We start from the raw sequence: 24,477 nt of genomic DNA on the forward strand, positions 1-24,477 counted from the left end.
CCGCCGGAGATTTCAAGGCATGAGCCGCTTCTTACATCCTGCAACGCTCTATCCCACAGCCCCCCTGCCATCCTCTGCCATACTCCGCCGTACACAGTTTGAAATAGTCACCCGATTGAATCAGCACGGCCGGCACCTTATATACCCCGCAGTAAGCGACAACTCATCCGTCAGGAGAACGTAACAACCATGATGCGCATTCTGTTGTTTGTAGCCACCAACCTTGCGGTGGTGCTGGTTGCAAGCATTACCCTGAGCCTGTTCGGTTTCAACGGGTTCATTGCCGCCAACGGGGTCGACCTGAACCTCAGCAGCCTGCTGGTGTTCTGCGCCGTGTTCGGCTTTGCCGGCTCCCTCGTCTCGCTGTTCATCTCCAAGTGGATGGCGAAGATGACCACCGGCACCCAGATCATCAGCCAGCCGCGCACCCGCCACGAGCAGTGGTTGTTGCAAACGGTCGAGGAGCTGTCCCGCGAGGCCGGGATCAAGATGCCCGAGGTGGGCATTTTCCCAGCCTACGAGGCCAACGCCTTCGCCACCGGCTGGAACCGCAACGACGCGCTGGTCGCGGTGTCGCAGGGCTTGCTGGAGCGCTTCTCGCCCGATGAGGTACGCGCGGTACTGGCCCACGAGATCGGCCACGTGGCGAACGGCGACATGGTCACCCTGGCGCTGGTTCAAGGCGTGGTCAACACCTTCGTGATGTTCTTCGCACGCATCATTGGCAACTTCGTCGACAAGGTCATCTTCAAGAACGAAGAAGGCCAGGGCATCGCCTATTACGTGGCGACCATCGTTGCCGAACTGGTCCTCGGCATCCTGGCCAGCATGATCGTGATGTGGTTCTCGCGCCGCCGCGAATACCGCGCCGACGAAGCCGGTGCACAGCTGGCCGGTACTGCAGCGATGATCGGCGCCCTGCAACGCCTGCGCGTGGAGCAAGGCCTGCCAGTGCACATGCCTGATACCTTGAAGGCTTTCGGCATCAATGGCGGCCTCAAGCACGGCCTGGCTGGCCTGCTGATGAGCCACCCGCCGCTGGAAGACCGCATCGAGGCCCTGCGCCGTCGCGGTTGATCCAACCGGTAAAACAAAAGGGCGACTGCGGTCGCCCTTTTTTTGTACACCTGTGCCGGCCTCTTCGCGGGTAAACCCGCTCCTACAGGTTCACCACACACCTTGAGGATTGTGCAGTACCTGTGGGAGCGGGTTCACCCGCGAAAGGGCCGGTGCAGGCTACACACCTGTCAGCGGCTGACCCGATAAACCCGCTCCAACAAACTCGATACCCCGGCCTGCGAAAACTTCGGGCTTTCTTCAATCACCTCCACAGCCTCCAGCTCATCCACCTGCCATCCGGCAAATCCCTGCCTCAGCTCCTCATCCCCCACCGAAAACGGCGGCCCGCCCAGCAAAGCCTGGTCATAATCCAGAGTCACCACCAACCCCTGGCAACCCGCCGGCAGCAAGCCCGACAACAGCTGCATGTAAGCCACACGCATCTGCGGCGGCAAGGCAATCAACGCCGCCCGGTCATACAGCCCCGCGCAATCGCCAATATCCTCGACCTTCAACGCAAAGAAATCCCCACACCAGAGCTCAACGTCACCACTGCGCCAAACTTCGAAAACCCCGCGCTGTTGCACCTCGGCTTCAAGCCCATGCTCACGGAAGAATGCCTCCACCGCTTGCCGCGACAACTCTACGCCCAACACGCGATACCCCTGCCCAGCCAGCCAGGCCAGGTCCAGGCTCTTGCCGCACAGCGGCACCAGCACGCGACTACCCGGCAGCCGCTGCAGCTGTGACCAATACTTTTGCAGGTAGGGGTTCACCTGCGCCTGATGAAAACCGATCTGGTTGTCGGCCCACCGCTGCTGCCAGAACGCTGGCTCCATGATCACTCCCGATTTTTAGATGATTTACCAGTAAAACTTGGTTTGGATTTCGATGTGTAGGTGTTCGAAGATGAATACATCTTAACCACCAGGACCCCGCCATGCTGCCCAGCCTGTTCATTTCCCATGGTTCCCCCATGCTCGCCCTGCAACCCGGGGCCAGCGGGCCGGCATTGGCCGGGCTGGCCAACAGCCTGGCGCGGCCGAAAGCGATCGTGGTGGTATCGGCGCACTGGGAAAGCCGCGAACTGCTGGTGACCGGCAGTGAACGGCCCGAGACGTGGCATGACTTCTACGGTTTCCCACAGGCCCTGTATGCCGTGCAATACCCGGCACCGGGAGAGCCCGCCCTTGCCGGACAGGCCTGCGCCCTGCTGACCGCTGCCGGGTTGCCGGCCCGGCTGGACCCGCAACGCCCGTTCGACCACGGCGCCTGGGTACCGCTGTCGCTGATGTACCCGGATGCAAGCATCCCTGTGGTGCAGGTTTCGCTGCCCAGCCATTTGGGGCCGGCATTGCAACTCAAGGTGGGCCAGGCGCTGGCGAGCCTGCGTGACCAGGGCGTACTGCTGATCGGCTCGGGCAGCATTACCCACAGCCTGGGCGAACTGGACTGGCACGCCGGGCCGGAAGTGATCGAGCCTTGGGCGCGAGTGTTCAGGGATTGGGTAGTGGAAAAGCTGCAAGTGGATGACCAGGCAGCGCTGCTGGACTACCGGCAGCAAGCGCCGAATGCGGTGCGCAACCATCCCAGCGATGAGCACTTCCTGCCGCTGTTCTTTGCCCTTGGGGCGGGGGGCAAATTTGCGGTGGTGCACCAGGGGTTCACCCTGGGGGCCCTGGGAATGGACATTTATCGGTTCGACTGAAGTACGCCGGGAGCGCGCTGCGCCCCTTCGCGACACAAGGTCTGCAAAACAGCCCCAAGATGGTACAGGCAAAAAAATCCCCGACCTAGGCCGGGGATTTTTTCATTGCGCCAGGATCAATCCTCGCGGTAGCGACGCAGCTTCAGCTGCTTGCCAGCCACGCGGGTGTCCTTGAGCTTGGACAGCAGCTTCTCCAGGCCGTCTTCCGGCAGCTCGACCAGGCTGAAGCTGTCGCGCACCTGGATGCGGCCGATGGCGTCACGGGCCAGGCCACCCTCGTTGAGGATCGCGCCGAGCAGGTTCTTGGCAGCGATACCATCACGGGCACCCAGGGCGGTACGGCAACGCACACGGCCTTCGGCCAGCGGCATCGGCGCACGGCGCTCACGGTCACCACGCTCCGGACGTTCGCCACGCTCACCACGCTCAGCGCTGCGCTCACGCGGGGTGAAGCTTGGCACCAGCGGTTGCTCACGCTCGACTGCAGCCAGGTCCAGCGCCTGGCCATTGGTGGCCTTGCGCAGCAGGGCGGCAGCCAGGGCACGCGCGCTGCAACCCAGGTCGTTGGTCAGGCGGTCGAACAGCTCGCCATGGGTGGCTTCGGCTTCGGCTACCAACGGCGCCAGGCTCGAAGTCAGCTTCTTGATGCGGGCATCCAGCACGGCCTGGGCATTCGGCAGGCGCGCTTCGGCCACCTTCTGCCCGGTAACACGCTCGATGACCTGCAGCATGCGGCGCTCACGCGGAGTCACCAGCAGCAGTGCACGGCCATCGCGACCGGCGCGGCCGGTACGGCCGATACGGTGCACGTAGGACTCCGGGTCGTACGGCATGTCGACGTTGAACACGTGGGTGATGCGCGGTACGTCCAGGCCACGGGCGGCAACGTCGGTGGCGACGACGATGTCCAGGCGGCCATCCTTGAGCGAGTCGATGACACGCTCACGCTGGTTCTGGGCGATGTCGCCGTTCAGCGCAGCAGCCTTGTAGCCCTTGGCTTCCAGCGCGGCGGCCAGGTCCAGGGTGGCTTGCTTGGTACGCACGAAGGCGATCAGCGCGTCGAACTCTTCCACTTCCAGCAGACGCAGCACAGCCGGGATCTTCTGGTCGGCGTGGACCATCAGGTGGGCCTGCTCGATCGCGGTGACGGTCTGGGTCTTGCTCTGGATCTTGACGTGCTTGGGCTCGCGCAGGTGACGCTCGGCGATCGAGCGGATCGACGACGGCAGGGTAGCGGAGAACAGCACGGTCTGGCGGCTGGCCGGGATGGCATCGAAGATCACTTCGAGGTCGTCCATGAAGCCCAGCTTGAGCATCTCGTCGGCTTCGTCCAGGACCAGGTACTGCACGGTGGACAGCACCTTTTCGTCACGGCGCAGGTGGTCGCACAGGCGGCCCGGAGTGGCCACGACGATTTGCGCGCCATTGCGGATCGCACGCAGTTGTGGGCCCATCGGGGCACCACCATAGACGGCGACCACGTTCACGCCCGGCATCTGCTTGGCGTAGGTTTCGAAAGCGGTAGCAACTTGCAGCGCCAACTCACGGGTTGGCGCCAGGATCAGGGCTTGCGGTTCGCGCTTGCTCACATCGATCTTGTTGAGGATCGGCAGGGCGAAGGCAGCGGTCTTGCCGGTGCCCGTCTGCGCCTGGCCGATCATGTCGTGACCGGCGAGGATGATCGGGATCGATTGTTGCTGAATGGCGGACGGCTCTTCGTAGCCGGTCGCCAGAACGGCAGCAACAATGTTCGGATTGAGATCGAGAGCGGCGAAGCCGCCGGTTTCCTGGGTCATGGGTCTGCCTCTAGGTGCATCCGCAAAGACCCATGCTCCAAAGCTGCACAAGCCATGAAAGACCGACAGGTCACCCAGGCAGCTTTGGCGGCGGGGATTTGCGAAAACGATTGAAAAAGAAAACTTGGGAAAGTCCGCCTAGCGGACGTGCAGCCGAAGCTGGACTCGGAGGGTTTGCACCACCTGATTTTGCGGTCCGCTAAAAGACCGGCGCGTACTATACCCGAAATGGTGCAAAGACGTGAGGAATATTTTCAGGGTGCCTGGCCAGTGTCGGGCCATCAGCAATGTGCGGCTGAAACGATTCCTGTCTGCGATACCGCGTCGTCTGTTTCGCGGGCACGCCCGCTCCCACAGGATACTCACCGCCCTTGAGCACAATGATATTCCTGTGGGAGCGGGCGTGCCCGCGAAGAAGCCAACTCAGGTAGCCGGGCGAATCTCGCGGATCAGCCCCTCGAGGCTGTACCCCAGGCGCGGCGCCAGCGCCTCGGCCCGGGCTTTCAGCCCATCCAGGTCCAGCGTCTGCTCCAGGTCCGCCGGCACCAGCAGGATCACATTGCCCTCCTTCACCGGCAGCTCCCAGTAATGCCGGTGGTACAACCCGCGCAGCAACGCCGCGCCCAGCGGCTTGCCGTCGTCGGTGGCCCACTGGTTGATCACCAGCCAGCCGCCGGGGTTGAGCTGCTGCTGGCAGCTTTCCAGGAAATTCCACGCCAGGTGCCCTACCCCCGGCCCGTGGTCGGTGTACAGGTCGACGAACAGCAGGTCGGCCTTTTCCGCCGTGGGTAGCAGCTCCAGGGCATCACCGATGCGTACATACAAACGCGGGTCGTCGTCCAGGCCTAGGTATTCCATGGCCAGGCGCGGCACATCCGGGCGCAGCTCGATGGCCTCGATGTCGTCCAGCGGCAGGAACTTCATGCACGCCTGGGTCAGCGTGCCGGCGCCCAGGCCGAGAAACAGCGCGCTTTCCGGCTGCGCATGGCACAACGCCCCAACCAGCATGGCGCGGGTATAGTCGTACTCCAGCCAGCTGGGGTCGGCGGTGAACACGCAGCTCTGCTCGATCGCATCGCCAAACTCCAGAAAGCGGTAGTCGTCGACTTCATACACGCTGATGACGCCAAAGGCATCTTCCACCCGTGCCAGTAGCCGCTCTTGCCGTTCCGTCGTCATGTTCACCACCCATCCCGCGCAAAAACGCGCATTGTCCGCCAACACCCTTGATGCAACAAGCACAGCGCCAACTGTTACCATGGCCCATAGCCTACAACCGACCAGATCGAGCCCGAGATGAACCAACCGTGGAGCCCTGACAGCTGGCGCGCCCTGCCGATCCAGCAGCAACCGACCTACCCCGACGCCGCGCACCTGCTGAAGGTCGAACAGACCTTGGCCAGCTATCCGCCGCTGGTGTTCGCGGGCGAAGCGCGCGAGCTGCGCCGGCAATTTGCCGAAGTCACCGAAGGCCGCGCCTTCCTGCTGCAGGGCGGCGATTGCGCCGAGAGCTTCGCCGAGTTCTCGGCGGCGAAAATCCGCGACACCTTCAAGGTGCTGCTGCAGATGGCCATCGTCATGACCTTCGCTGCCGGCTGCCCGGTGGTGAAGGTCGGGCGCATGGCCGGACAGTTCGCCAAGCCACGCTCCTCGGGCGATGAAACCATCGGCGACATCACCCTGCCGGCCTACCGCGGCGACATTGTCAACGGCATCGGTTTCGACGCCAAGAGCCGCATCCCCGACCCGGAACGCCTGCTGCAGGCCTACCACCAGGCCACCGCCAGCCTCAACCTGCTGCGGGCCTTCGCCCAGGGCGGGTTTGCCGACCTGCACCAGGTGCACAAATGGAACCTGGACTTCATCGCCAACTCGGCGCTGGCGGACAAGTACCACCAGCTGGCCAACCGCATCGATGAAACCCTGGCGTTCATGCGCGCCTGCGGCCTGGACAGTGCGCCGCAACTGCGCGAAACCAGCTTCTTCACCGCCCACGAAGCACTGCTGCTGAACTACGAAGAAGCGTTCGTGCGCCAGGACAGCCTGACCGGCGACTACTACGACTGTTCGGCCCACATGCTGTGGATTGGCGACCGCACCCGCCAGCTGGACGGTGCCCATGTGGAGTTCCTGCGCGGCGTGCACAACCCCATCGGGGTCAAGGTTGGCCCCAGCATGAACCCCGAAGAGCTGATTCGCCTGATCGACACGCTGAACCCGGCCAACGACCCCGGGCGCCTGAACCTGATCGTGCGCATGGGTGCCGGCAAGGTCGGCGACCACCTGCCGGGGCTGATCCGCACGGTCGAGCGTGAGGGGCGCAAGGTGCTGTGGAGTTCCGACCCGATGCACGGCAATACCATCAAGGCCAGCAGTGGCTACAAGACCCGCGATTTCGCGCAGATCCTCGATGAGGTGAAGCAGTTCTTCCAGGTGCACCAGGCCGAGGGCAGCCATGCCGGCGGCATCCACATCGAGATGACCGGGCAGAACGTGACCGAATGCATCGGCGGTGCCCGGCCGATTACCGAAGATGCGTTGTCGGACCGCTACCACACCCACTGCGACCCGCGGATGAATGCCGACCAGTCGCTGGAGCTGGCGTTCCTGATCGCCGAAACCCTCAAGCAGGTGCGACGCTAGAAGCATTCGCGGGTGCGCCCGCCGCCACAGGTGCAGTACAGCTCTTGAAGGCTGTCGGCATCCTGCGGGAGCGGGTGAACCCGCGAAACGGCCAGTGAGTAGCGCAGACGACCTGGCTCATTTACGCAGCGGATCATCCCAGAAATGCCGCTCGGCCTCTTGCTGGATGTCGGCCCGGCTCAGCCCCAGGTCGTGCAGGGTCGCATCGCTGAGGCTGGCCAGCTGCTGGCGCTGACGGTATAGCTGCAGCCACCGCGCCATCTGGTGTACGGCCGCAGGCCACAGGTGGTTCAGGGAAAAGGCAGGTTGCTGGATGCTGCTGACATGACCTTTCATCGTGAAGCCCTCCGTGTTGATGGCTCCAGTCTGCTGTCAGGCATAAGATCAATCCAACGAATGTTTCTGATGCCATGCATCTCGGAGATTGATGCAATGACCCAGTACCAGAGCCTCGACGCCGACGTATTGCGCACCTTTGTCGCCATCGCCGAGCAAGGTGGCTTCACCCGGGCCGGCGAGGTGGTCAACCGCACCCAGTCGGCGGTAAGCATGCAGATGAAACGCCTGGAAGAAGACATCCTGCAACGCCAGCTGTTCGAGCGCGACGGTCGCCAGGTGCGGCTGACCGCCGAAGGCCAGGTGCTGCTGGGGTATGCCCGGCGTATCCTCAAGCTGCACGGCGAAGTGTTCAATACCCTGCGCATGCCACACATGGTCGGGATGGTCCGTATCGGCACGCCGGACGACTACGCCATGCGCTTCCTGCCGACCATCTTGTCGAGCTTTGCCCAGGCCTACCCGCTGGTACAGGTAGAGGTGCATTGCGAGTCGTCCAAACAACTGATGCTGCGCCAGGACCTGGACCTGACCATCGTTACCCGCGAGCCGGGCAACGAGATTGGCCAGCTGTTGCGCCAGGAACGTCTGGTATGGGCCGCCGCCGAAGGTTTCTGTCCACAGGAGCAACGGCCGATCCCGCTGGCGTTGTTCAACAGTGACTGCTTCTGCCGGGCGTGGACCTGCAATGCCCTGGAAGCCCAGGGCATCGATTACCGCATCGCCTACACCAGCCCGAGCCTGGCGGCGATTTTTGCCATCGTCACGGCCGGGCTGGCGGTAACCGCTCAGTTGCAGAGCCTGATTGGCGGGAACCTGCGCATCCTGGGCGAGAGCGAAGGGTTGCCGCAGTTGCCGGTGGCCAATGTGATGCTGGTGCGCAGCACGCAGAGCGCGTCGCCGATCACCGATTGCATGGCCGATTACATCGTCGAAGGGTTCAAGTGAACCGGGGCTGCTGCCGGAGCGGCCTTGCGTCGCGATAGCGACGCAAAGCGGCCCCAAGCCCTCAAAGCTCGAATCCAAGCATCACCGCACACACCACCAGAAATACGCAGAACATCGTCCGCAGCGCCTTCTCCGGCAACGCATGGGCCAACTTCACGCCCCAGCTGATGCTGAGCAGGCCGCCCACCGCCAACGGGATACCCACGCCCCAGTCGACGCTGTGGTGCATCCCATAGGTGAGCAAGGTCACCAAGGTGCTCGGCGCCGCCAGGGCCAGCGACAACCCTTGCGCGACCACCTGGGTCGTGCCGAACACACTGGTCAGGATCGGCGTGGCCACCACCGCCCCGCCCACGCCGAACAAGCCACCCATGGTGCCGGCGAAGCTGCCCAGCACGCCCAGCCATGGCCAGGGGTGACGCAGCTCGGCGCTCGGCGGCGCAACTTTCATGAACATCCGCGCCACGTTCCACACCGCCAGGGCGACCAGAAAACCGACAAAGCCCAGACGCATGGAATGCGCATCCAACCCCACCGCCCAGATCGACCCCAGCCAGGCGAACACGAAGCTGCACAGCGACAACGGCACCGCGTGGCGCAATTCGATACGGTTACGCTGGTGATAGCGCCACAGTGCCAGCAGCACGTTGGGTACCACCATCACCAGCGCCGTCCCCTGGGCCAGTTGCTGGTCCAGGCCAAACAGCACGCCCAGCGCCGGAATGGCGATCAACCCACCACCAATGCCAAACAGGCCACCCATGGTCCCCAGGGCAGCACCCAGCACGATATACAACACCCACTCGATCATCAGGGCCTCTCTGCCTGTACACACGATGCAAGCATGCTAACCACTGCGGGCTGGCGGGGAAACGCACAGCAGCGCACAATGGCTGTGCGTTATCCGCATAAGCAAGGCAACCATGAGCCCTGATACCCTGACCGACCAGCTGAGCCTGTTCCTCGATGTGCTGGAAACCGGCAGCTTTTCTGCTGCCGCACGCCGTCATCCGCTGACCCCGTCTGCCGTAGCCCGGCGCATCGACAATCTGGAAAACGCCGTCGGCAGCCGCCTGTTCACCCGCAGCACCCACGCCGTACGCGCCACGCCTGCGGGCCACGCGTTTGCCGAACGGGCCAGGCGCATCATCGAAGAACTGCGCCTGGCCCGCGCCGAAGCGGTGTCGCTGAGCAATGCGCCCGAGGGCCTGATCCGCATCGATGCCCCCGCCGCATTCGGCCGCCGCCACCTGGCGCCGGCGATTGCCGACTTCCTGGTGGCCTACCCGGGCCTGGACGTGCAACTGCGCCTGATCGACAGCTTCGTCGACCTGCATGGCAGTCACCTCGGTGAAGTCGACCTGGTGCTGCGCGCCGGTCCCCTGGCCGATACCCGGCTGGTTGCCACGCCACTGGCCTACATGGTGCGTATTGCCTGCGCCAGCCCCGCCTACCTGGCCAGCCGCGGCATACCCACCTGCCCCAGCGAACTGCCCGAGCACGATGGCCTGGACTGGGACGGCCTGGCGCCCCCCTTTGCCTGGCGTTTCAACGTCGCCGGGCAAACCCGCCTGTACCGCCCGGCGCGCATGCGCATGGCCGCGAACAACGCCGAGACCCTGCTGTTCGGGGCTCTCGCCGGCCTGGGCATCGCCCACCTGCCCACCTGGTTGATCAGCGAATACCTGCTGCGCGGCGAGCTGGTACCACTATTTTGCGATGGCGGCTTGCCGGAAGCCGAAACCAGCGGTATCTACGCGCTACGCCTGGAACACGAAACGAACTCTCGCAGCCGTTTGCTGCTCGAATTTCTCAAGAGCCGCTTCAGCCCGATTCCACCTTGGGACCTGGCTTTGCGCAGTGAACTGCACGAGTATCAAGCGCACTAATGATCAGCGTGCCAGACTTACCCATTGATGACCTTTCAAGGACCTGCATGAACGCCGACACCCAAGCCTCCTGTGACGAGCTGCTGCTGGAAAACCAGGTCTGTTTCGCCCTGCACTCCACCTCGTTGCTGATGACCAAGGTCTACAAACCGCTGCTGCAGGCCCTGGGCCTGACCTACCCGCAGTACCTGGCCATGCTCGTGCTGTGGGAGCGCGATGGCCTGACCGTGGGCGAAATCAGCCAGCATCTGCTTACCGACCCCGGCTCGCTGACCCCGCTGCTCAAGCGCCTGGAAAGCGAAGGCTTGCTGCAGCGCAACCGCAGCCGCGAAGACGAACGGGTGGTGCTGGTGCAACTGACCGACAAAGGCCGCGCCCTGCAACAGCGGGCCAGGGAAGTGCCGCAGTGCATCCTCAAGGCCAGTGGCCGCAGCCTGGAACAGCTGCAGCAGCTGCAGGCCGACCTGCTGACATTGCGCGAGAACCTGCAGAAGAACCTCTGACAACCGGGCTGGGGATGGTCGTTCGGACGAACGGCAAAAAAATATCTTGCGCACTAACTAATTGCGCGCTAATTTAAATCCCACACCAACCCGCGCCCTTCCCCAGACGGAAGCGCACAACACGTTAGCGAGGCTCAAGATGCAAAAGGTCACTCCGCTGTACATCGCAGAAGCTACCTCCACCGGCGGGCGCGACGGCAAGTCCCGCTCCAGCGACGGCAAGCTGGAAGTCAAGCTCAGCACCCCCAGGGAACTGGGTGGCGCGGGTGGTGACGGCACCAACCCCGAGCAACTGTTCGCCGCCGGTTACTCGGCGTGCTTCATTGGTGCCTTGAAGTTCGTGGCCGGGCAAGAAAAGAAAGCCCTGCCGGCAGAGGCCTCGATTACCGCGAAGGTGGGCATCGGCCAGATCCCGGGCGGGTTCGGCCTGGACATCGACCTGCACATCAACCTGCCGGGCCTGGCCCAGGCCGAGGCCGAAGGGCTGGTGGAAAAGGCGCACAAGGTGTGCCCATACTCGAACGCCACCCGCGGGAACGTGGATGTACGGTTGCATGTGACCGTCTGAGGCTCCCTGTAGGAGCGTGTGGCAGTTAACGATCCAGATACAAAAAAACCCGGCCAAGGCCGGGTTTTTTTGCGTTTCACAAGAAGAATTACTTCTTGGAACGGCCCTTGAAGGAGCCATCGCGGGTGTCGATATCGATCCACTCGTCGATCTCGATGAAGTCGGCAACCTGGACTTCAGTACCGTTGGCCAGCTTGGCAGGCTTCATGACCTTGCCCGAAGTGTCGCCGCGAGCAGCGTTCTCGGTGTAGGTAACCTGGCGGCTGATGGTGGTCGGCAGTTCGACCGATACCACTTTCTCTTCGTACATGGTCAGGGCGCAGACGTCCTGCATGCCTTCTTCGATGTACGGCAGAACGGCGTCGATGTCTTCGGCGTTCAGCTCGTACATGGTGTAGTCGGTGGTGTCCATGAAGGTGTACGCGTCACCGCTGATGAAGGACAGGGTCACTTCCTTGCGGTCGAGGATCACGTCGTCCAGCTTGTCGTCGGCGAAGTAGACGGTTTCAGTCTTGTAGCCGGTCAGCAGGTTCTTCAGCTTGGTCTTCATGATCGCGCTGTTGCGACCCGACTTGGTGAATTCGGCTTTCTGTACCAGCCACGGGTCGTTGTCGATCCGCAGTACGGTGCCGGGTTTCAGTTCTTTACCAGTTTTCATTACGCAGTATCCGAATCTGGATGGATTTATAAAAATCGAGGCCGCGTATCATAGCCAATTTCGGTAAAACTGTACCAGCGTCATGGCAAGGTCCGGCTGAGCGGCCTGTTTGGCACACCAGTGGCGGGCATGCGCCTGCAGCTCGTCCCAGTGCGTGAGTAGCTCGCCCCAGGCGGCGCGCATGTCGCGCGGCGTGCGGCTGTCGAGGTTCCAGGCGCGCCACAGATCGACCAGGGCTTCGCCGGCAGCATCCGACAGGCCCTGGCGATAAAGCGCCAGGAACGCTTCGAGTTTTTCCCAGTGTGCATTCTCTTCCTGCACGTAGATGTGCCACAGCAGTGGCCGCCCCGCCCACTGCGCACGCACGAACGAATCCTCGCCGCGCACGGCGTTGAAGTCGCAGCACCAGAGCAGGCGATCGTAATCGTCCTGGCTGACGAAAGGCAGCACCTGCACGGTCAGCGCACCACGCTGGCGTACCGCCCCCAGCGACAGCGTGGGCTCGCCCAGCCAGGCACAGAGGTCGCCGAGGATGCGCCCTTCCGGCACCAGCAGGTGGCTGGGCCGGGTACCTTCGGCCAGGGCCTCCAGCCAGCCACCCAGGTGCGGGTTCTCGTAGGCGAACAGCGAGATCAGCCGCGCATTGTCCTGTACCTGTACGCCGAGCCCGGCGAGAAACGCAGTGCGCTGCGCCGGGTCGGCCTCGAAGGCGGCGCGGCGCGCCAGCAAGGGGGCCTCGCGCAGCAGGCCGCCGGTGCCGGCGGTAAAGCCGGGGAAGAAGAACACCGTGCGCAACCCGTTGCCTTGCGGCGACGGCAAGCCGTGGCAACCGTCCACCCAATCTTCGGCACTGAGGTATTCCAGGTTCAGCCATAGCGCCGGTGACGGTCGCGCGGCCAGCGCTTCGATATAGCCCGCTGGCAGGCGGCAGCCGAAGGCTCCGATGACAACGTCGGCGCTTGCCACCGACTGCCAGTCGGCTGGCCAGTGGCGTATCTCCACGCCCTGCTGCCACTGTTGGTCGAGTGTGGCATCGGCACCCGGGCACAGGCGCACGAACGCACGCAGGTCGTCCACCCACAGGCGCACCGCCAGGCCATGTTCGGCCACCAACTGGCGGGCCAGGCGCCAGGTCACGCCGATATCGCCGTAATTGTCGACAATGGTGCAGAAGATGTCCCAGGTGGCTTTCATGTGCCCCGCCCTCGCCCAACGGAAAAACCGCGAATTCTGCGGATAAATTGTCGCCGACAAAAGCACCGGCGCGGAAAAATGCCCGGACGCATGCGACAATGCCCCCCGAACCACCCTGCCAGGACAGTACCATGCCCCGCCACCGTGAACTGAAGATCACCCTCAAGCCGTTACCATTGATCCTGTGCGTTGCCCTGGGCCTGTGGCTGGGCGCCATGGCTATCGCCGCCAGCCTGTGGCTGGCCCTGCAGCGGTGGCCAGAGCAGGTGCAGCCATTGGCCCAGGCGGTGGCACCCGGTGTTGCCCGGCCAGTGGCACCGCCAACCCCGGCGGCGGATGCCCAGACCGAGATGTTCGAGCGCTACAAAAACATCCTGCACAAGCAGGAGCAGCAACAGGCTGTCGAAGCCGCCCAGAGCAACCCGCGCAACCTGAACAGCCCCAAGTGCCAGTTCTGGTTGCAGCAGAACCGCAACGCGCCCACTGACAAAAGCCAGGCCAACGTGCTGGAGTTCTGTTACTGACCATGGACAAGCCCCGCCTGCTGGCGCAGATCGTCGCCACCCTCGAGCGTGACCTGGACGTGCTGACCCGCGCGGCACAGACCGCGTATGAAGCGGCCACCGCCGAGGAGAACATCGCCGAAAACAAGTACGACACCCTGGGCCTGGAGGCCTCGTACCTGGCTACCGGCCAGGCCCGCCGCAGCGCGGAAATTCGCACGGCGCTACAGACCTACCAGCAATTGCTGCTGCGCGATTATGACCCGGCACGCGGGGTGCAGATGAGCAACCTGGTGACACTGGAGGATGAAGACGGCAGGCAGCAGCGTCTGTTCCTCGGGCCCGAGGCGGCAGGATTGAAGATTGGCGAGGGAGATGCGCTGGTCACAGTGATAACCTCGCGATCGCCGCTGGGGCAGCAGTTGATCGGCAAGAACGTGGACGATGAGGTGGGGCTGGGGTCGCAGACGCTGTTGATTGTCGATGTCGCCTGACATCTACCCCTCACTCTGGCGCGGCCAATGCGGCCGCTGCAGGAGCGCATCAAGCCTGGCAGCCGCGCAGTACCTTCAAAGCGCCTGCAAGGCATCGAACCGCCCCGCCAGGCCCTGTTGTGCAAACTGCTCCACCACAAAATCGACAAACGCCCGGGTCTTGCCCGGCAACAGCTTGTGCTCGGCGAAATACAGGCTGATATGCCCATCGTCCACATACCAGTCCGGCAGCACCCGCCGCAGCCGTCCACTCTCCAGGTACGGTACCGCAAACGGCAGGCTCACCAGGGCAATCCCCAGCGCTTGTTCGGCCACCGCACAAGCCGCGTCCGAATCGCTCATGGTCATCGCCTGACGCAACGCCAAGGGCTGCTGCTCCTGCCAGCGGCTGGTCAACGGCCACGAGCGCACGCGCCCGGTCTGCGGCGAGCGGATCAGAATACCGTCATGCCGCTGCAGCGCCTGTGGCTCCGTGACCGGTGCATGGCGGGCCAGATAAGCCGGCGCCGCTACCAGCACCCGGTGCGCCGGGGTCAACTTGCGCGCCACCACCCCTGGCGGCAGTTCGAAGCCCCCGCCAAGCGCCGCATCGAAACCTTGCCCGATCAGGTCGACCTGGCGGTTGTCGAAATGCCAGTCCGGGGTGATGCCCGGGTAACGACGCAGGAATTCGCCCAGCAGGGGCAGCACGTACAAGCGCCCGAACACCGTGCCCATGCTGACCCGCAACAACCCGGCCGGCTGGCCCTCGGCGCTGGCCAGGTTGGCCACGGCGTACTGGATGGTGCGGAAGCTGTCACTGACTTCCTCCAGAAATCGCTGCCCCGCCTCGGTCAGGGTCAGCTTGCGGGTACTACGCTGGAACAACCGCACCCCCAGGCGCGCTTCCAGCTGGGCAACATGCTTGCCTACCGCAGCCGGGGTGAGGCTCAGGCGCCTGGCAGCCTCGGCAAAACTGCCGACCTCGGCGCTGCGGATGAAACACTCCAAAGCGTTGAACGACTCCATGGCCATGATTAGCAACCAAAGGTTTACTCTGCTGATAGTGATTGCCATCTTATCAGCAGGTAATCAAGCGCCGATACTGCACCCATCCAAGGCATTCCGGCCTGGCTTCCAGCAGGAGATCAGCATGTCCAAGCAACACACCCTCGAAGGCAAAGTGGCCCTGGTACAGGGCGGCTCCCGTGGTATCGGCGCAGCCATCGTGCGGCGCCTGGCCCGTGAAGGCGCGCAGGTGGCCTTCACCTATGTGAGCTCGGCCGGGCCAGCAGAACAACTGGCGCGGGAAATTACCGAGAACGGCGGCCGAGCCCTGGCACTGCGCGCCGACAGCGCCGATGCAGCAGCGGTACAACTGGCCGTGGATGACACCGTGAAGGCCTTCGGCCGGCTCGATATCCTGGTCAATAACGCCGGCGTGCTGGCGGTGGCGCCAGTGACCGAGTTCGACCTGGCCGACTTCGACCACATGCTGGCGGTGAATGTGCGCAGCGTGTTCGTCGCCAGCCAGGCGGCTGCGGGCTACATGGGCCAGGGCGGACGCATCATCAATATCGGCAGCACCAACGCCGAACGCATGCCGTTTGCCGGTGGTGCGCCCTACGCCATGAGCAAGTCGGCGTTGGTCGGCCTGACCCGTGGCATGGCCCGTGACCTGGGCCCCAAAGGCATTACCGTGAATAACGTGCAGCCCGGGCCGGTGGACACCGACATGAACCCGGCCAGCGGTGAATTCGCCGAAAGCCTGATCCCGCTGATGGCGATCGGGCGGTATGGCGAGGCGGACGAAATCGCCAGCTTCGTAGCGTACCTGGCGGGGCCTGAGGCGGGGTACATTACCGGGGCCAGCCTGACTGTCGATGGCGGGTTTGCAGCCTGATCCAACGGTTGCCTGTACCGGCCTCTTCGCGGGCTTGCCTGCTCCCACAGGCACCCCACTGGCTCCGGCCCGGTGAAAATCCTGTGGGAGCGGGCAAGCCCGCGAAGAGGCCGGTACAGGTTGCCCCTCCCCCTAACTGCCACGAGAACCACATGCACAACCCCACCCTGAGCCGCGCACTCATCCTGCTGATGGCCACCGCCACTGGCCTGGCCGTGGCCAGCAACTATTATGCGCAACCGTTGCTGCACAGCATCGCCCAACAGTTTGGCCTGAGCACCGCCAGCGCCGGCAGCATCGTCATTGCCGCGCAGCTCAGCTATGGCGCCGGCCTGCTGCTGCTGGCGCCACTGGGTGACCTGTTCGAGCAGCGGCGGTTGATCAGCGTGATGACCGCGATTGCCACCCTGGGCCTGGTCATCAGTGCCTGCGCAGCGAGCCTGCCGTGGCTGATCCTCGGCACGGCGCTGACCGGGCTGTTCTCGGTGGTGGCGCAAATTCTGGTGCCCATGGCTGCAGCCCTCAGCGAGCCTCATTCGCGTGGGCGCGCGGTCGGCACGCTGATGAGCGGCCTGTTGCTGGGCATCCTGCTGGCGCGCACCGCCGCCGGGTTCATGGCCGAGCTGGGTGGCTGGCGCAGCATCTACGTACTGGCCGCCGCGCTGATGGCCATCACCGCCGTGGCGCTGTACCGCAGCCTGCCGCAACACCACAGCCATGCCGGGCTGAAATACCCGGCGTTGATCGGCTCGGTGTTCCGCCTGTTCGTGGAAGAGCCAGTGCTGCGCCTGCGCTCGCTGCTCGGCCTGCTGGCATTCAGCCTGTTCGCGCTGTTCTGGACGCCGCTGGCATTCTTGTTGGCAAAAGACCCGTACCACTATTCCGATGCAGTGATCGGCCTGTTTGGCCTGGCCGGTGCTGCGGGTGCCCTGGCCGCCAACTGGGCCGGGCGTCTGGCCGACCGGGGCAAGGGCGCACTGGGCACCACCGTGGGCCTGGTGGTGTTGCTGCTGTCCTGGGTACCGCTGGGCTTTGCCGAGCAATCGTTGCTGGCCCTGCTGCTGGGCGTGCTGATGCTCGACCTGGCGGTGCAACTGGTGCACGTGAGCAACCAGAATGCGGTGATCGCCCTGCGCCCCGAAGCGCGTACGCGGCTGAATGCCGGTTACATCACCTGCTACTTCATTGGCGGGGCGCTTGGGTCGTTGCTGGGCACGCAATTGTTCCAGTACCAGGGCTGGTTGGGCATCGTGGTCGCTGGGCTGGTGATTGGCGCGCTGGCATTGCTGGCGTGGGGGGCAGCCGAGCGCAAGCGCAGGCAGCTGTTGCAGACGGCCTGAAGAACGCGCGCTGGGTTCTTCGCGGGCTTGCCCCGCGAAAAGGCCATCAGGCACGGCGACAACCTACCGCACTACCCTCCGTCGTCTGGCCGTTGACTTGCCGGTCATGGCAGCGCTCAGTAAGCGTTGGTCAATGCCCTTTCCCTGACAGGACGACGTTATGACAAGACTCACGGTGCAATCCGGCGATTTCTTGCAAGGTGAAGGCGAGTATCGCAACGGATCGCTCACACTCAAGACCCCGCGCAGCCCGTCCCCGGGCGAGCGGATTTCCCTGGCACGCATCAGCGACCTGCGGTTGGCCAGCCTCGAATCCAGCCGCAGCCTGGGCAGCGCGCTGGGCTGGGGCGTGGCCGGCGCCCTGGTGGCCGGGCCGGTGGGGCTGCTGGCCGGGCTGTGGCTGGGCGGCAAGGAAGAAGAAGCCACCTTCCTGGCCACTTTCAAGGACGGGCGCAAGCTCATGGCCAGTACCGATGGCAAGACCTGGTCAAAGATCGACGACAACTGGCGTCAGCACAGGCGGCCGGGCGGCAAAGGCTGAATAGCGCAGGGCGCGGATCGTTTTATGAACAAGGCGGCTGTAAGATGCCGCCTTTTTCATGCCTGTACCCGCGAAGAGGCGGTACAGGCGTGCGCATCCAGGAGCCCCACCGCATGCCCCCGCGTCCCCCTCGCCTGCCCCTGAGCCTGTTCAGTCTGGGCCTGGCCCTGCATTGCCCCCAGGTGCTTGCCGACGACAGTGTGCTGCTGGCCCCGGTGCAGGTGTCCGACACCTATGCCAACGATGGCTACCAGGCACGCGAGGCTGCAGTGGGCGGTTTCCAGCCCGCCCCCTTGCTCGACACCCCCGCCGCCGTCAGCGTGTTCAGCCAGCAGTTGCTCGAAGACCGCCAGGTACGCCTGCTCAGCGAAGTGCTGCAAAGCGATGCCTCGGTGGGCGAAAGCTATGCCCCCATCGGTTACTACGAAAACTTCAATGTCCGCGGCTTCGAACTCAATGCGGCCAGCAGCTATCGCATCAACGGCCAGACCATCGCCGGCGAGCAGAACGTGGCCCTGGAAAACAAGCAGCAGGTGGAATTGCTCAAAGGCCTGTCAGGGTTGCAGAGCGGCGTGTCGGAGCCAGGCGGCCTGGTCAACTATGTGACCAAGCGCGCCGAAGACGTGCGCAGCGTCACCGTATCGACCAATGCGCAAGGCGAGCGCTACCTGGCGACCGACCTGGGTGGCTGGTTCGGCAGCGAGCGGCAATTCGGCCTGCGCGCCAACCTGGCCCATGAAGACATCCGCTCGTATGTGGACCACGCCGATGGCCAGCGCGACTTCGCCTCGCTGGCCTTTGACTGGCAGCTCAACCCGGATGCCACCTTGCAGCTGGATGCTGAATACCAGCACCGGGAGCAACGTTCGGTACCGGGCTATCAACTGCTCGGTGGTAGCACTGTGCCCCACGGCATCGACCCCGACGACCGCCTCGCCTACCAGCATTGGGCCAAGCCGGTGCAGAACGACTCGCTGAACCTGGGCGGACGCTTCGAATACCAGCTCAACGAGGCCTGGACCGGAACCTTGAGCGCCTCGCGCAGCAAGGTGGTGATCGATGACTACAGTTCGTTTGCCTGGGGATCGAGCGAAGGCGCGTTCTTCGGCAGCAACGGCGACTACGATATCTACGACTACCGCAGCCCCGACGATACCCGCCGCACCGATGAAGCGCAGGCAATGCTCAATGGGCGTTTCGACGCACTCGGCGTGGCGCATGACCTGACCGTAGGCACCAGTGCGCAGCGGCGCACCCTTGATCAGCGCCCGTACTACAACGAGTGGCTCGGCACCGGCAACATCCATGCGGGTACTCCCGTACTCGCCCCGTCCGACAAACCCGTCGGCGCCAGCGAACGCCGCCTGGACAGCCGCCAGTACGGCCTGTTCGTCAGCGACCGCATCAGCTTCAGCGAGCAATGGCAGACCGTGCTGGGCGCGCGTGAAGTGCGCCTGGATGAAAAGACCTGGGACGAAAACGGCGTGGCGGGCCGCCATACCCGGCAGTACCAGTTGCTGCCCAATGCCGCGTTGATCTACAAGCCGCAGCCGGAGACCACGGTGTATGCCAGCTACGCCAAGGGCTTGTCAGCTGGAGGCACAGCCCCCTGGTTTGCCGACAACGCCGCGGAAATACTGGCGCCGACCACGTCGCACCAGCTGGAACTCGGCCTCAAGCACGACTGGCAAGGCCTGAGCCTCAGCGCCGCGCTGTTCCAGATCCGCCAGGCGTATCAATATGCACGCCCGGATGGCACCGGCCATTACACCTACGTCCAGCAAGGCCAGCAGAAGAACACCGGCCTGGAACTGGGCGCCAGCGGCTGGGTGACTTCGAACCTGCAGGTACAGGCCAGCGCCGCAGCCATACGTGCGCGGGTGCAGAACAGCGGTACCGATGCCTATGAGGGCCACCAGGCGATCAACGTGCCCAGGTGGCGGGCGGCGCTGCAGGCCGAATACGCCCTGCCGGTGGCGGGCCTGGCGTTGCTCGGCGGCGCACGCTACAGCGCCAGCAAGTATGCGAGCCAAGCGGGGAACGTGGAGGTTGGCGGGTACACCGTGTTCGATCTCGGCAGCCGATACCGCCTGCGGGTCGGGGGGTACGACACGGTGCTGCGGCTGACAGTCGATAACGTGTTCGACAAGCGCTACTGGCGCGACGTGGGCGACTACCTGGGCGACAACTACCTGTTCCAGGGGGCACCGCGAACCGCCCGCCTTTCGGCTTCGGTGAGTTTCTGAGACTGGGGGGCCGCGTGGCGGCCCCATTTTTCACGGAAAACAAAAAGCCCCCGGCTTTTCAGCGCGGGGGCTCTTCGTAGAATGTGGCGGTGAAGAAGGGATTTGAACCCTTGATACGATTTCTCGTATACACACTTTCCAGGCGTGCTCCTTCGACCACTCGGACACTTCACCGTTTTCTCTTCAAGCCTTTCAGCCTGTCGAGGCGCGCTAATTTAGTAGAAGGTCTTTCCTTTGGCAAGCATTTTTTTCAATTTTTTCATGCATTTGCATTTGAGCCCCGGCGAACGCTGACCGACCGGTCAGCCTTGCTGCTTTACCTGGCTCCTGGCGCTGGGTAACGTCGTCGCCACGCCAACAAAAGGACTCTGCCATGAGCGAGCTGATTACCTACCACGCCGAAGACGGCATCACCACCCTGACCCTGAACAACGGCAAGGTCAATGCCATTTCGCCAGATGTCATCGCAGCGTTCAACGCCGCGCTCGACCGCGCCACCGAAGAACGTGCGGTGGTGATCATCACCGGCCAGCCAGGCATCCTGTCGGGTGGCTACGACCTCAAGGTAATGACCAGCGGCCCGAAACAAGCCATCAGCCTGGTCACCGCCGGCTCTACCCTCACCCGCCGCCTGCTCTCGCACCCGTTCCCGGTGGTGGTCGCCTGCCCGGGCAATGCCGTGGCCAAGGGCGCGTTCCTGCTGCTGTCCGGCGACTATCGCATCGGCGTCGAAGGCCCGTACAAAGTGTGCCTGAACGAAGTGCAGATCGGCATGACCATGCACCATGCCGGTATCGAACTGGCCCGCGACCGCTTGCGCCGTTCGGCCTTCCACCGCGCGGTGATCAATGCCGAAGTGTTTGACCCGCAAGGCGCGGTGGAAGCCGGCTTCCTCGACAAGGTGGTGCCTGCCGAACAATTGCAAGAGGCCGCACTGGCGGCGGCGCGCGAGTTGAAGAAGCTGAACATGCTGGCGCACAAGAACACCAAGCTGAAGGTGCGCAAAGGGTTGCTGGAAGCGCTGGACAAGGCGATCGAGCTGGACCAGCAGCATATGGGCTGAGCGCACTGGCTCACACCAGGGTTTGCCGCCGCCAGTGCACACCCGTACACTGCGCGGCGAATGTCTGGTGTGAGTCGTACCATGCTCTACTCCCTTCGCATGCTTCTGCTGGCGCTGCATTTTCTTGTGGTTGGCGCCGTGGGCCTGATCATTGGCCTGTGCCGCCCGTTCAACCCCGACAACAGCCGTGTATTCGCCCGCCTCTACAGCCTGCCCGCCACCTGGCTGATGCGGCTCAAGGTCAAGGCCGAAGTCGGCCCGCTGTGGGACCAGCCGCCCGGCTGCGTGATCGTCGCCAACCACCAGTCCAACTTCGACCTGTTCGTGCTGGGCCAGGTGGTGCCCCAGCGCACCGTGGCCATCGGCAAGAAGAGCCTGGGCTGGATTCCGCTGTTCGGCCAGCTGTTCTGGCTGGGCGGCAACGTGCTGGTCGACCGCAAGAACGCCTACCAGGCACGCAAGGCCCTGCAGAAGACCACTCGGGTGCTGCAGGACGACACCTCGATCTGGATTTTCCCGGAAGGTACACGCAATGCCGGCGAGCACCTGCTGGCATTCAAGAAGGGTGCGTTCCACATGGCAATCGAGGCCGGTGTGCCGATCGTGCCAGTGTGCGTCAGCCGTTACGCCGGGCGCCTGGCCCTGAACAGCTGGCGCCGGCGCACGGTGATCGTGCGCTCGCTGCCCCCGATCGCCACTGCCGGCATGACCCTGCAGGACCTGCCGGCGCTGATCGAACAGTGCCGGGGGCAGATGCAGCAGTGCATTGACCGCATGGAAGGCGAACTGGCCAAAGGCTAGGTTGCTCTTGAGCCTGCTACGGCCCAAGCTGTACGTCGTGTCCAACCGGAATAAGCGAACAACCATGGGTCGAGTCGTGGCATCGGCGGTGTACAGCGCCGGCAGAAAGGTCACCAACATCAGCATCGACGAAGGCAGCGAGTGGGCACGCAAGCCGGGGCACTTCGTGTGGATCGGCCTGGAAGAGCCCAACGCCGAGGAACTGGCCAACCTGCAGCGCCAGTTCAACCTGCACGAGCTGGCCATCGAAGACGCCCTGGAAAAGCACAGCCGGCCCAAGCTGGAAACCTTCGGCGATGCCCTGTTCATCGTCACCTACTCGCCCGTGCGCCACGAAGGCAAGCTGGAGTTCATCGAAACCCACATCTTCGCCGGCAACGGCTACATCATCACCTGCCGCAACGGCCACTCGAAATCCTACGCCCTGGTGCGTCAGCGCTGCGAGGCGCGTCCTTTGCTGCTGGAGCACGGCGAAGACTTCGTGCTGTACGCCCTGCTCGACTTCGTCACCGAGAACTACCAGCCGGTCAGCGAGGCCATTCATGGCGAGATCGAAGAGCTGGAGCAGAGCGTGCTCGGCGGCTCCCTGCAGGAGGACGATATCCGCCGCCTGCACAGCCTGCGCCGCGACATCCTGCGCCTGCGCCGCTATGTGGCACCGATGGTGGAGGTGAGCGAGGAACTGCAACGCCTGAGCTTCCCGTTCATCGACAAGAACATGCGCCCGTATTTCCGCGATGTGCAGATCCACGTGACACGGCAGATGGAGGACCTGGCCGGCATCCGCGACATAGCCAGCCAGACCATCGAGATCGGCATGTTGCTGGAGTCGTCGCGGCAAAGCATCGTGCAGCGCAAGTTCGCCGCCTGGGCGGCGATCCTGGCGTTCCCTACGGCAATTGCCGGGATCTACGGGATGAACTTCCAGAACATGCCGGAGCTGGGTTGGCACTACGGGTATTTCGCGGTGCTGGGAGTGATCGGCTTGGGCTGTACCGGGCTCTATGCCAGCTTCAAGAAGTCGGGCTGGCTTTAGAAAGCCGGGCCGCGTTGCGGCCACCCGGCCGTCATGCCGCGTCGTGCTTGCTGATGGGGTGCTGGATGAAACGCAACATCCATTCCCCTACCAGATCACCCTGGTGCTCGGTGGCCAGGCTCGCCACTGCCTTGTGGTACACCTCATCCCCCAGGTATTCCTGGCGCGCATCCAGCAGCGCACGGGAGTAGTCATGGACGAATTCGGGGTGGCCTTGGAAGCACAGCACCTGGTCACCTATGTGATAGGCCGCGTTCGGGCAGAAGTCGCTGGAGGCAATCACCGTGGCCCCCTCGGGCAACTCGGTCACCTGGTCCTGGTGGCTGATCAGCAAGGTCAGTTCCGACACTTCCGGGTCCATCCACGGCGCATGGGCTGCCAGCGAATAGCGATGAATGCCCACGCCCCAGCCCTGTTCGGCGCGTTCGGCCTTGCCGCCCAGGGTCAACGCCAGCAGTTGGTGGCCGAAACACACCCCCAACAGCTTCTCGCCACGCTCGTACAGCTTCAGCAGGTAGGCCTTCAGGGTCTGGATCCAAGGCTCGGTACCAAAGGAATCGGCCTTGCTGCCGGTTACCAGGTACGCATCGAACACTTCCTCGTCGGCGGGGTAGTCGCCGTTCATCACGTTGTACACACGAAACTCGGCGGCGATCGGCTGACGCGAGAAGAGCTGTTCGAACATCCTGCCGTAGCCCTGGTACTGCGCGATCAACTCCGGTCGCAGGACATCGGTTTCAAGGATGCAGATGCGTAACGACATAGGGATAGTCCTGAACGACATGGGTGGAAATCTGCTGTAGAGACTGACGCGAAAGGCACGTACAAGCAAGTAGGGTGTACTGACGAACGGTCACATTTCGTCGGAGCCCTGCTGGCACTTGCGCCACTGTCTAGCGAGAGGATGCCAGCCGGATGGCACATGGCCTCATAGCCAGATAAGTCGATATCGCAAACTTTTAGAACAAAGGGTTCTCAAACATGGATGACGCACACCCTACTGTTGGTTGTATATCCACTTTCAAGAGGCAGGCAGTACCGGCGTCCACCCACGCCACTGCGATCAGCCCGAAGCTCGACAGGGAAGCCAAGGGGTATTCAGGAATAACAACAAGAAGGCGGTCCGCCATGTTCCGACAATCGAAAATTCGCCAAGCTGGGCTCATTCTCTTCGCCACGACTCTGCTGCTGATCCTGCCGAACCTGACACGGCTGTTCGGCTGATTGCCGCTGTGGCGTCAACAGGCAACGCACAGGTAACCTGCTGGC

At 63.6% G+C, this 24,477-nt stretch carries 26 protein-coding genes and 1 tRNA gene; 17 read left to right on the top strand and 10 right to left on the bottom strand.

Annotation, left to right across the window (positions count from 1 at the left end; all coding sequences use genetic code 11):
• Window positions 1-189: 189 nt before the first annotated feature.
• Entirely contained in the window at window positions 190-1,077 is an 888-nt protein-coding gene (htpX, locus tag HU760_RS22135) for a protease HtpX (RefSeq protein WP_186677863.1), read from the top strand.
• Between the two features lie 170 nt (window positions 1,078-1,247).
• Here htpX and HU760_RS22140 read toward each other — a convergent pair whose 3' ends face one another.
• Window positions 1,248-1,898, bottom strand: a complete 651-nt coding sequence (locus HU760_RS22140; RefSeq protein WP_186677865.1) for a thiopurine S-methyltransferase — start codon at window positions 1,896-1,898, stop codon at window positions 1,248-1,250.
• A 101-nt stretch (window positions 1,899-1,999) separates the two neighbouring features.
• Between HU760_RS22140 and HU760_RS22145 the strand changes: the two genes are divergently transcribed.
• The gene (locus HU760_RS22145; protein ID WP_186677866.1) at window positions 2,000-2,767 is read left to right on the top strand and encodes a DODA-type extradiol aromatic ring-opening family dioxygenase; all 768 of its coding nucleotides are present in this window, start codon (window positions 2,000-2,002) and stop codon (window positions 2,765-2,767) included.
• Between the two features lie 116 nt (window positions 2,768-2,883).
• Here HU760_RS22145 and HU760_RS22150 read toward each other — a convergent pair whose 3' ends face one another.
• Window positions 2,884-4,563 (bottom strand): DEAD/DEAH box helicase, encoded by a 1,680-nt coding sequence (locus HU760_RS22150; protein WP_186677875.1) that lies wholly within the window; start codon window positions 4,561-4,563, stop codon window positions 2,884-2,886.
• 423 nt (window positions 4,564-4,986) lie between these two features.
• Entirely contained in the window at window positions 4,987-5,742 is a 756-nt protein-coding gene (locus HU760_RS22155; RefSeq protein ID WP_186678269.1) for a spermidine synthase, read from the bottom strand.
• A gap of 117 nt (window positions 5,743-5,859) precedes the next feature.
• Between HU760_RS22155 and HU760_RS22160 the strand changes: the two genes are divergently transcribed.
• Window positions 5,860-7,206, top strand: coding sequence for a class II 3-deoxy-7-phosphoheptulonate synthase (locus HU760_RS22160; protein WP_003247094.1), 1,347 nt, complete (start codon window positions 5,860-5,862; stop codon window positions 7,204-7,206).
• 117 nt (window positions 7,207-7,323) lie between these two features.
• Here HU760_RS22160 and HU760_RS22165 read toward each other — a convergent pair whose 3' ends face one another.
• Window positions 7,324-7,542: a DUF1127 domain-containing protein gene (locus HU760_RS22165; RefSeq protein WP_186677878.1), complete on the bottom strand. Its 219-nt coding sequence runs from the start codon at window positions 7,540-7,542 to the stop codon at window positions 7,324-7,326.
• Between the two features lie 96 nt (window positions 7,543-7,638).
• Here HU760_RS22165 and HU760_RS22170 point away from each other — a divergent pair, with 96 nt between their 5' ends.
• Window positions 7,639-8,490 (top strand): LysR substrate-binding domain-containing protein, encoded by an 852-nt coding sequence (locus HU760_RS22170; protein ID WP_186677879.1) that lies wholly within the window; start codon window positions 7,639-7,641, stop codon window positions 8,488-8,490.
• A 61-nt stretch (window positions 8,491-8,551) separates the two neighbouring features.
• On the opposite strand, the gene HU760_RS22175 is transcribed toward HU760_RS22170, so the two are convergent.
• Window positions 8,552-9,301: a sulfite exporter TauE/SafE family protein gene (locus tag HU760_RS22175; protein WP_186677882.1), complete on the bottom strand. Its 750-nt coding sequence runs from the start codon at window positions 9,299-9,301 to the stop codon at window positions 8,552-8,554.
• 112 nt (window positions 9,302-9,413) lie between these two features.
• Here HU760_RS22175 and HU760_RS22180 point away from each other — a divergent pair, with 112 nt between their 5' ends.
• The 3 genes from HU760_RS22180 (at window position 9,414) to HU760_RS22190 (ending at window position 11,450) form a co-directional block, all read left to right on the top strand.
• Entirely contained in the window at window positions 9,414-10,379 is a 966-nt protein-coding gene (locus HU760_RS22180; RefSeq protein WP_186677885.1) for a LysR family transcriptional regulator, read from the top strand.
• A 47-nt stretch (window positions 10,380-10,426) separates the two neighbouring features.
• Window positions 10,427-10,882 carry a MarR family winged helix-turn-helix transcriptional regulator gene (locus HU760_RS22185; RefSeq protein WP_170028872.1) on the top strand — a complete coding sequence of 152 codons (456 nt, stop codon included), beginning with the start codon at window positions 10,427-10,429 and terminating at the stop codon, window positions 10,880-10,882.
• Window positions 10,883-11,021: 139 nt separating this feature from the next.
• Entirely contained in the window at window positions 11,022-11,450 is a 429-nt protein-coding gene (locus HU760_RS22190) for an organic hydroperoxide resistance protein (protein ID WP_186677888.1), read from the top strand.
• Between the two features lie 88 nt (window positions 11,451-11,538).
• Here HU760_RS22190 and efp read toward each other — a convergent pair whose 3' ends face one another.
• The gene (gene efp, locus HU760_RS22195; protein ID WP_170028870.1) at window positions 11,539-12,108 is read right to left on the bottom strand and encodes an elongation factor P; all 570 of its coding nucleotides are present in this window, start codon (window positions 12,106-12,108) and stop codon (window positions 11,539-11,541) included.
• A 48-nt stretch (window positions 12,109-12,156) separates the two neighbouring features.
• Window positions 12,157-13,302 carry an elongation factor P maturation arginine rhamnosyltransferase EarP gene (earP, locus tag HU760_RS22200; RefSeq protein WP_186677904.1) on the bottom strand — a complete coding sequence of 382 codons (1,146 nt, stop codon included), beginning with the start codon at window positions 13,300-13,302 and terminating at the stop codon, window positions 12,157-12,159.
• 131 nt (window positions 13,303-13,433) lie between these two features.
• Between earP and HU760_RS22205 the strand changes: the two genes are divergently transcribed.
• Window positions 13,434-13,826: a hypothetical protein gene (locus tag HU760_RS22205; protein WP_186677907.1), complete on the top strand. Its 393-nt coding sequence runs from the start codon at window positions 13,434-13,436 to the stop codon at window positions 13,824-13,826.
• A 2-nt stretch (window positions 13,827-13,828) separates the two neighbouring features.
• A complete protein-coding gene (locus tag HU760_RS22210) occupies window positions 13,829-14,299 on the top strand; it encodes a GreA/GreB family elongation factor (protein ID WP_186677910.1) in 471 nt (156 codons plus the stop codon).
• 75 nt (window positions 14,300-14,374) lie between these two features.
• Here HU760_RS22210 and HU760_RS22215 read toward each other — a convergent pair whose 3' ends face one another.
• Window positions 14,375-15,313, bottom strand: coding sequence for a LysR family transcriptional regulator (locus HU760_RS22215; protein ID WP_186677913.1), 939 nt, complete (start codon window positions 15,311-15,313; stop codon window positions 14,375-14,377).
• Window positions 15,314-15,431: 118 nt separating this feature from the next.
• On the opposite strand from HU760_RS22215, the gene HU760_RS22220 reads away from it, so the two are divergent.
• From HU760_RS22220 to HU760_RS22235, 4 genes are all read left to right on the top strand, one after another.
• The gene (locus HU760_RS22220) at window positions 15,432-16,181 is read left to right on the top strand and encodes a 3-oxoacyl-ACP reductase family protein (protein WP_186677915.1); all 750 of its coding nucleotides are present in this window, start codon (window positions 15,432-15,434) and stop codon (window positions 16,179-16,181) included.
• A gap of 152 nt (window positions 16,182-16,333) precedes the next feature.
• A complete protein-coding gene (locus HU760_RS22225) occupies window positions 16,334-17,521 on the top strand; it encodes an MFS transporter (RefSeq protein ID WP_186677917.1) in 1,188 nt (395 codons plus the stop codon).
• Between the two features lie 160 nt (window positions 17,522-17,681).
• Window positions 17,682-18,062: a hypothetical protein gene (locus HU760_RS22230; RefSeq protein ID WP_186677919.1), complete on the top strand. Its 381-nt coding sequence runs from the start codon at window positions 17,682-17,684 to the stop codon at window positions 18,060-18,062.
• 113 nt (window positions 18,063-18,175) lie between these two features.
• Window positions 18,176-20,308, top strand: a complete 2,133-nt coding sequence (locus tag HU760_RS22235) for a TonB-dependent siderophore receptor (RefSeq protein ID WP_186677921.1) — start codon at window positions 18,176-18,178, stop codon at window positions 20,306-20,308.
• Window positions 20,309-20,392: 84 nt separating this feature from the next.
• Here HU760_RS22235 and HU760_RS22240 read toward each other — a convergent pair.
• Window positions 20,393-20,482, bottom strand: a tRNA-Ser gene (locus HU760_RS22240).
• A 199-nt stretch (window positions 20,483-20,681) separates the two neighbouring features.
• Between HU760_RS22240 and HU760_RS22245 the strand changes: the two genes are divergently transcribed.
• From HU760_RS22245 to HU760_RS22255, 3 genes are all read left to right on the top strand, one after another.
• A complete protein-coding gene (locus tag HU760_RS22245; protein ID WP_186677922.1) occupies window positions 20,682-21,371 on the top strand; it encodes a crotonase/enoyl-CoA hydratase family protein in 690 nt (229 codons plus the stop codon).
• A gap of 81 nt (window positions 21,372-21,452) precedes the next feature.
• A complete protein-coding gene (locus HU760_RS22250) occupies window positions 21,453-22,172 on the top strand; it encodes a lysophospholipid acyltransferase family protein (protein WP_186677923.1) in 720 nt (239 codons plus the stop codon).
• A gap of 64 nt (window positions 22,173-22,236) precedes the next feature.
• Window positions 22,237-23,208 (top strand): magnesium and cobalt transport protein CorA, encoded by a 972-nt coding sequence (locus tag HU760_RS22255; protein WP_186677926.1) that lies wholly within the window; start codon window positions 22,237-22,239, stop codon window positions 23,206-23,208.
• A gap of 31 nt (window positions 23,209-23,239) precedes the next feature.
• Here HU760_RS22255 and HU760_RS22260 read toward each other — a convergent pair whose 3' ends face one another.
• Window positions 23,240-23,971: an amidotransferase gene (locus HU760_RS22260; protein WP_186677929.1), complete on the bottom strand. Its 732-nt coding sequence runs from the start codon at window positions 23,969-23,971 to the stop codon at window positions 23,240-23,242.
• A 218-nt stretch (window positions 23,972-24,189) separates the two neighbouring features.
• On the opposite strand from HU760_RS22260, the gene HU760_RS22265 reads away from it, so the two are divergent.
• Entirely contained in the window at window positions 24,190-24,432 is a 243-nt protein-coding gene (locus tag HU760_RS22265; RefSeq protein WP_186678281.1) for a hypothetical protein, read from the top strand.
• Window positions 24,433-24,477: the final 45 nt, after the last annotated feature.

The organism is Pseudomonas oryzicola, from assembly GCF_014269185.2.
Lineage (GTDB): Bacteria > Pseudomonadota > Gammaproteobacteria > Pseudomonadales > Pseudomonadaceae > Aquipseudomonas > Aquipseudomonas oryzicola.

What these genes read in the sequence shown, in the direction of transcription:
- htpX (WP_186677863.1), top strand. Translation starts at nt 190, where the DNA reads ATGATGCGCATTCTGTTGTTTGTAGCCACCAACCTTGCGGTGGTGCTG.
- HU760_RS22140 (WP_186677865.1), bottom strand. Translation starts at nt 1,898, where the DNA reads ATGGAGCCAGCGTTCTGGCAGCAGCGGTGGGCCGACAACCAGATCGGT.
- HU760_RS22145 (WP_186677866.1), top strand. Translation starts at nt 2,000, where the DNA reads ATGCTGCCCAGCCTGTTCATTTCCCATGGTTCCCCCATGCTCGCCCTG.
- HU760_RS22150 (WP_186677875.1), bottom strand. Translation starts at nt 4,563, where the DNA reads ATGACCCAGGAAACCGGCGGCTTCGCCGCTCTCGATCTCAATCCGAAC.
- HU760_RS22155 (WP_186678269.1), bottom strand. Translation starts at nt 5,742, where the DNA reads ATGACGACGGAACGGCAAGAGCGGCTACTGGCACGGGTGGAAGATGCC.
- HU760_RS22160 (WP_003247094.1), top strand. Translation starts at nt 5,860, where the DNA reads ATGAACCAACCGTGGAGCCCTGACAGCTGGCGCGCCCTGCCGATCCAG.
- HU760_RS22165 (WP_186677878.1), bottom strand. Translation starts at nt 7,542, where the DNA reads ATGAAAGGTCATGTCAGCAGCATCCAGCAACCTGCCTTTTCCCTGAAC.
- HU760_RS22170 (WP_186677879.1), top strand. Translation starts at nt 7,639, where the DNA reads ATGACCCAGTACCAGAGCCTCGACGCCGACGTATTGCGCACCTTTGTC.
- HU760_RS22175 (WP_186677882.1), bottom strand. Translation starts at nt 9,301, where the DNA reads ATGATCGAGTGGGTGTTGTATATCGTGCTGGGTGCTGCCCTGGGGACC.
- HU760_RS22180 (WP_186677885.1), top strand. Translation starts at nt 9,414, where the DNA reads ATGAGCCCTGATACCCTGACCGACCAGCTGAGCCTGTTCCTCGATGTG.
- HU760_RS22185 (WP_170028872.1), top strand. Translation starts at nt 10,427, where the DNA reads ATGAACGCCGACACCCAAGCCTCCTGTGACGAGCTGCTGCTGGAAAAC.
- HU760_RS22190 (WP_186677888.1), top strand. Translation starts at nt 11,022, where the DNA reads ATGCAAAAGGTCACTCCGCTGTACATCGCAGAAGCTACCTCCACCGGC.
- efp (WP_170028870.1), bottom strand. Translation starts at nt 12,108, where the DNA reads ATGAAAACTGGTAAAGAACTGAAACCCGGCACCGTACTGCGGATCGAC.
- earP (WP_186677904.1), bottom strand. Translation starts at nt 13,302, where the DNA reads ATGAAAGCCACCTGGGACATCTTCTGCACCATTGTCGACAATTACGGC.
- HU760_RS22205 (WP_186677907.1), top strand. Translation starts at nt 13,434, where the DNA reads ATGCCCCGCCACCGTGAACTGAAGATCACCCTCAAGCCGTTACCATTG.
- HU760_RS22210 (WP_186677910.1), top strand. Translation starts at nt 13,829, where the DNA reads ATGGACAAGCCCCGCCTGCTGGCGCAGATCGTCGCCACCCTCGAGCGT.
- HU760_RS22215 (WP_186677913.1), bottom strand. Translation starts at nt 15,313, where the DNA reads ATGGCCATGGAGTCGTTCAACGCTTTGGAGTGTTTCATCCGCAGCGCC.
- HU760_RS22220 (WP_186677915.1), top strand. Translation starts at nt 15,432, where the DNA reads ATGTCCAAGCAACACACCCTCGAAGGCAAAGTGGCCCTGGTACAGGGC.
- HU760_RS22225 (WP_186677917.1), top strand. Translation starts at nt 16,334, where the DNA reads ATGCACAACCCCACCCTGAGCCGCGCACTCATCCTGCTGATGGCCACC.
- HU760_RS22230 (WP_186677919.1), top strand. Translation starts at nt 17,682, where the DNA reads ATGACAAGACTCACGGTGCAATCCGGCGATTTCTTGCAAGGTGAAGGC.
- HU760_RS22235 (WP_186677921.1), top strand. Translation starts at nt 18,176, where the DNA reads ATGCCCCCGCGTCCCCCTCGCCTGCCCCTGAGCCTGTTCAGTCTGGGC.
- HU760_RS22245 (WP_186677922.1), top strand. Translation starts at nt 20,682, where the DNA reads ATGAGCGAGCTGATTACCTACCACGCCGAAGACGGCATCACCACCCTG.
- HU760_RS22250 (WP_186677923.1), top strand. Translation starts at nt 21,453, where the DNA reads ATGCTCTACTCCCTTCGCATGCTTCTGCTGGCGCTGCATTTTCTTGTG.
- HU760_RS22255 (WP_186677926.1), top strand. Translation starts at nt 22,237, where the DNA reads ATGGGTCGAGTCGTGGCATCGGCGGTGTACAGCGCCGGCAGAAAGGTC.
- HU760_RS22260 (WP_186677929.1), bottom strand. Translation starts at nt 23,971, where the DNA reads ATGTCGTTACGCATCTGCATCCTTGAAACCGATGTCCTGCGACCGGAG.
- HU760_RS22265 (WP_186678281.1), top strand. Translation starts at nt 24,190, where the DNA reads ATGGATGACGCACACCCTACTGTTGGTTGTATATCCACTTTCAAGAGG.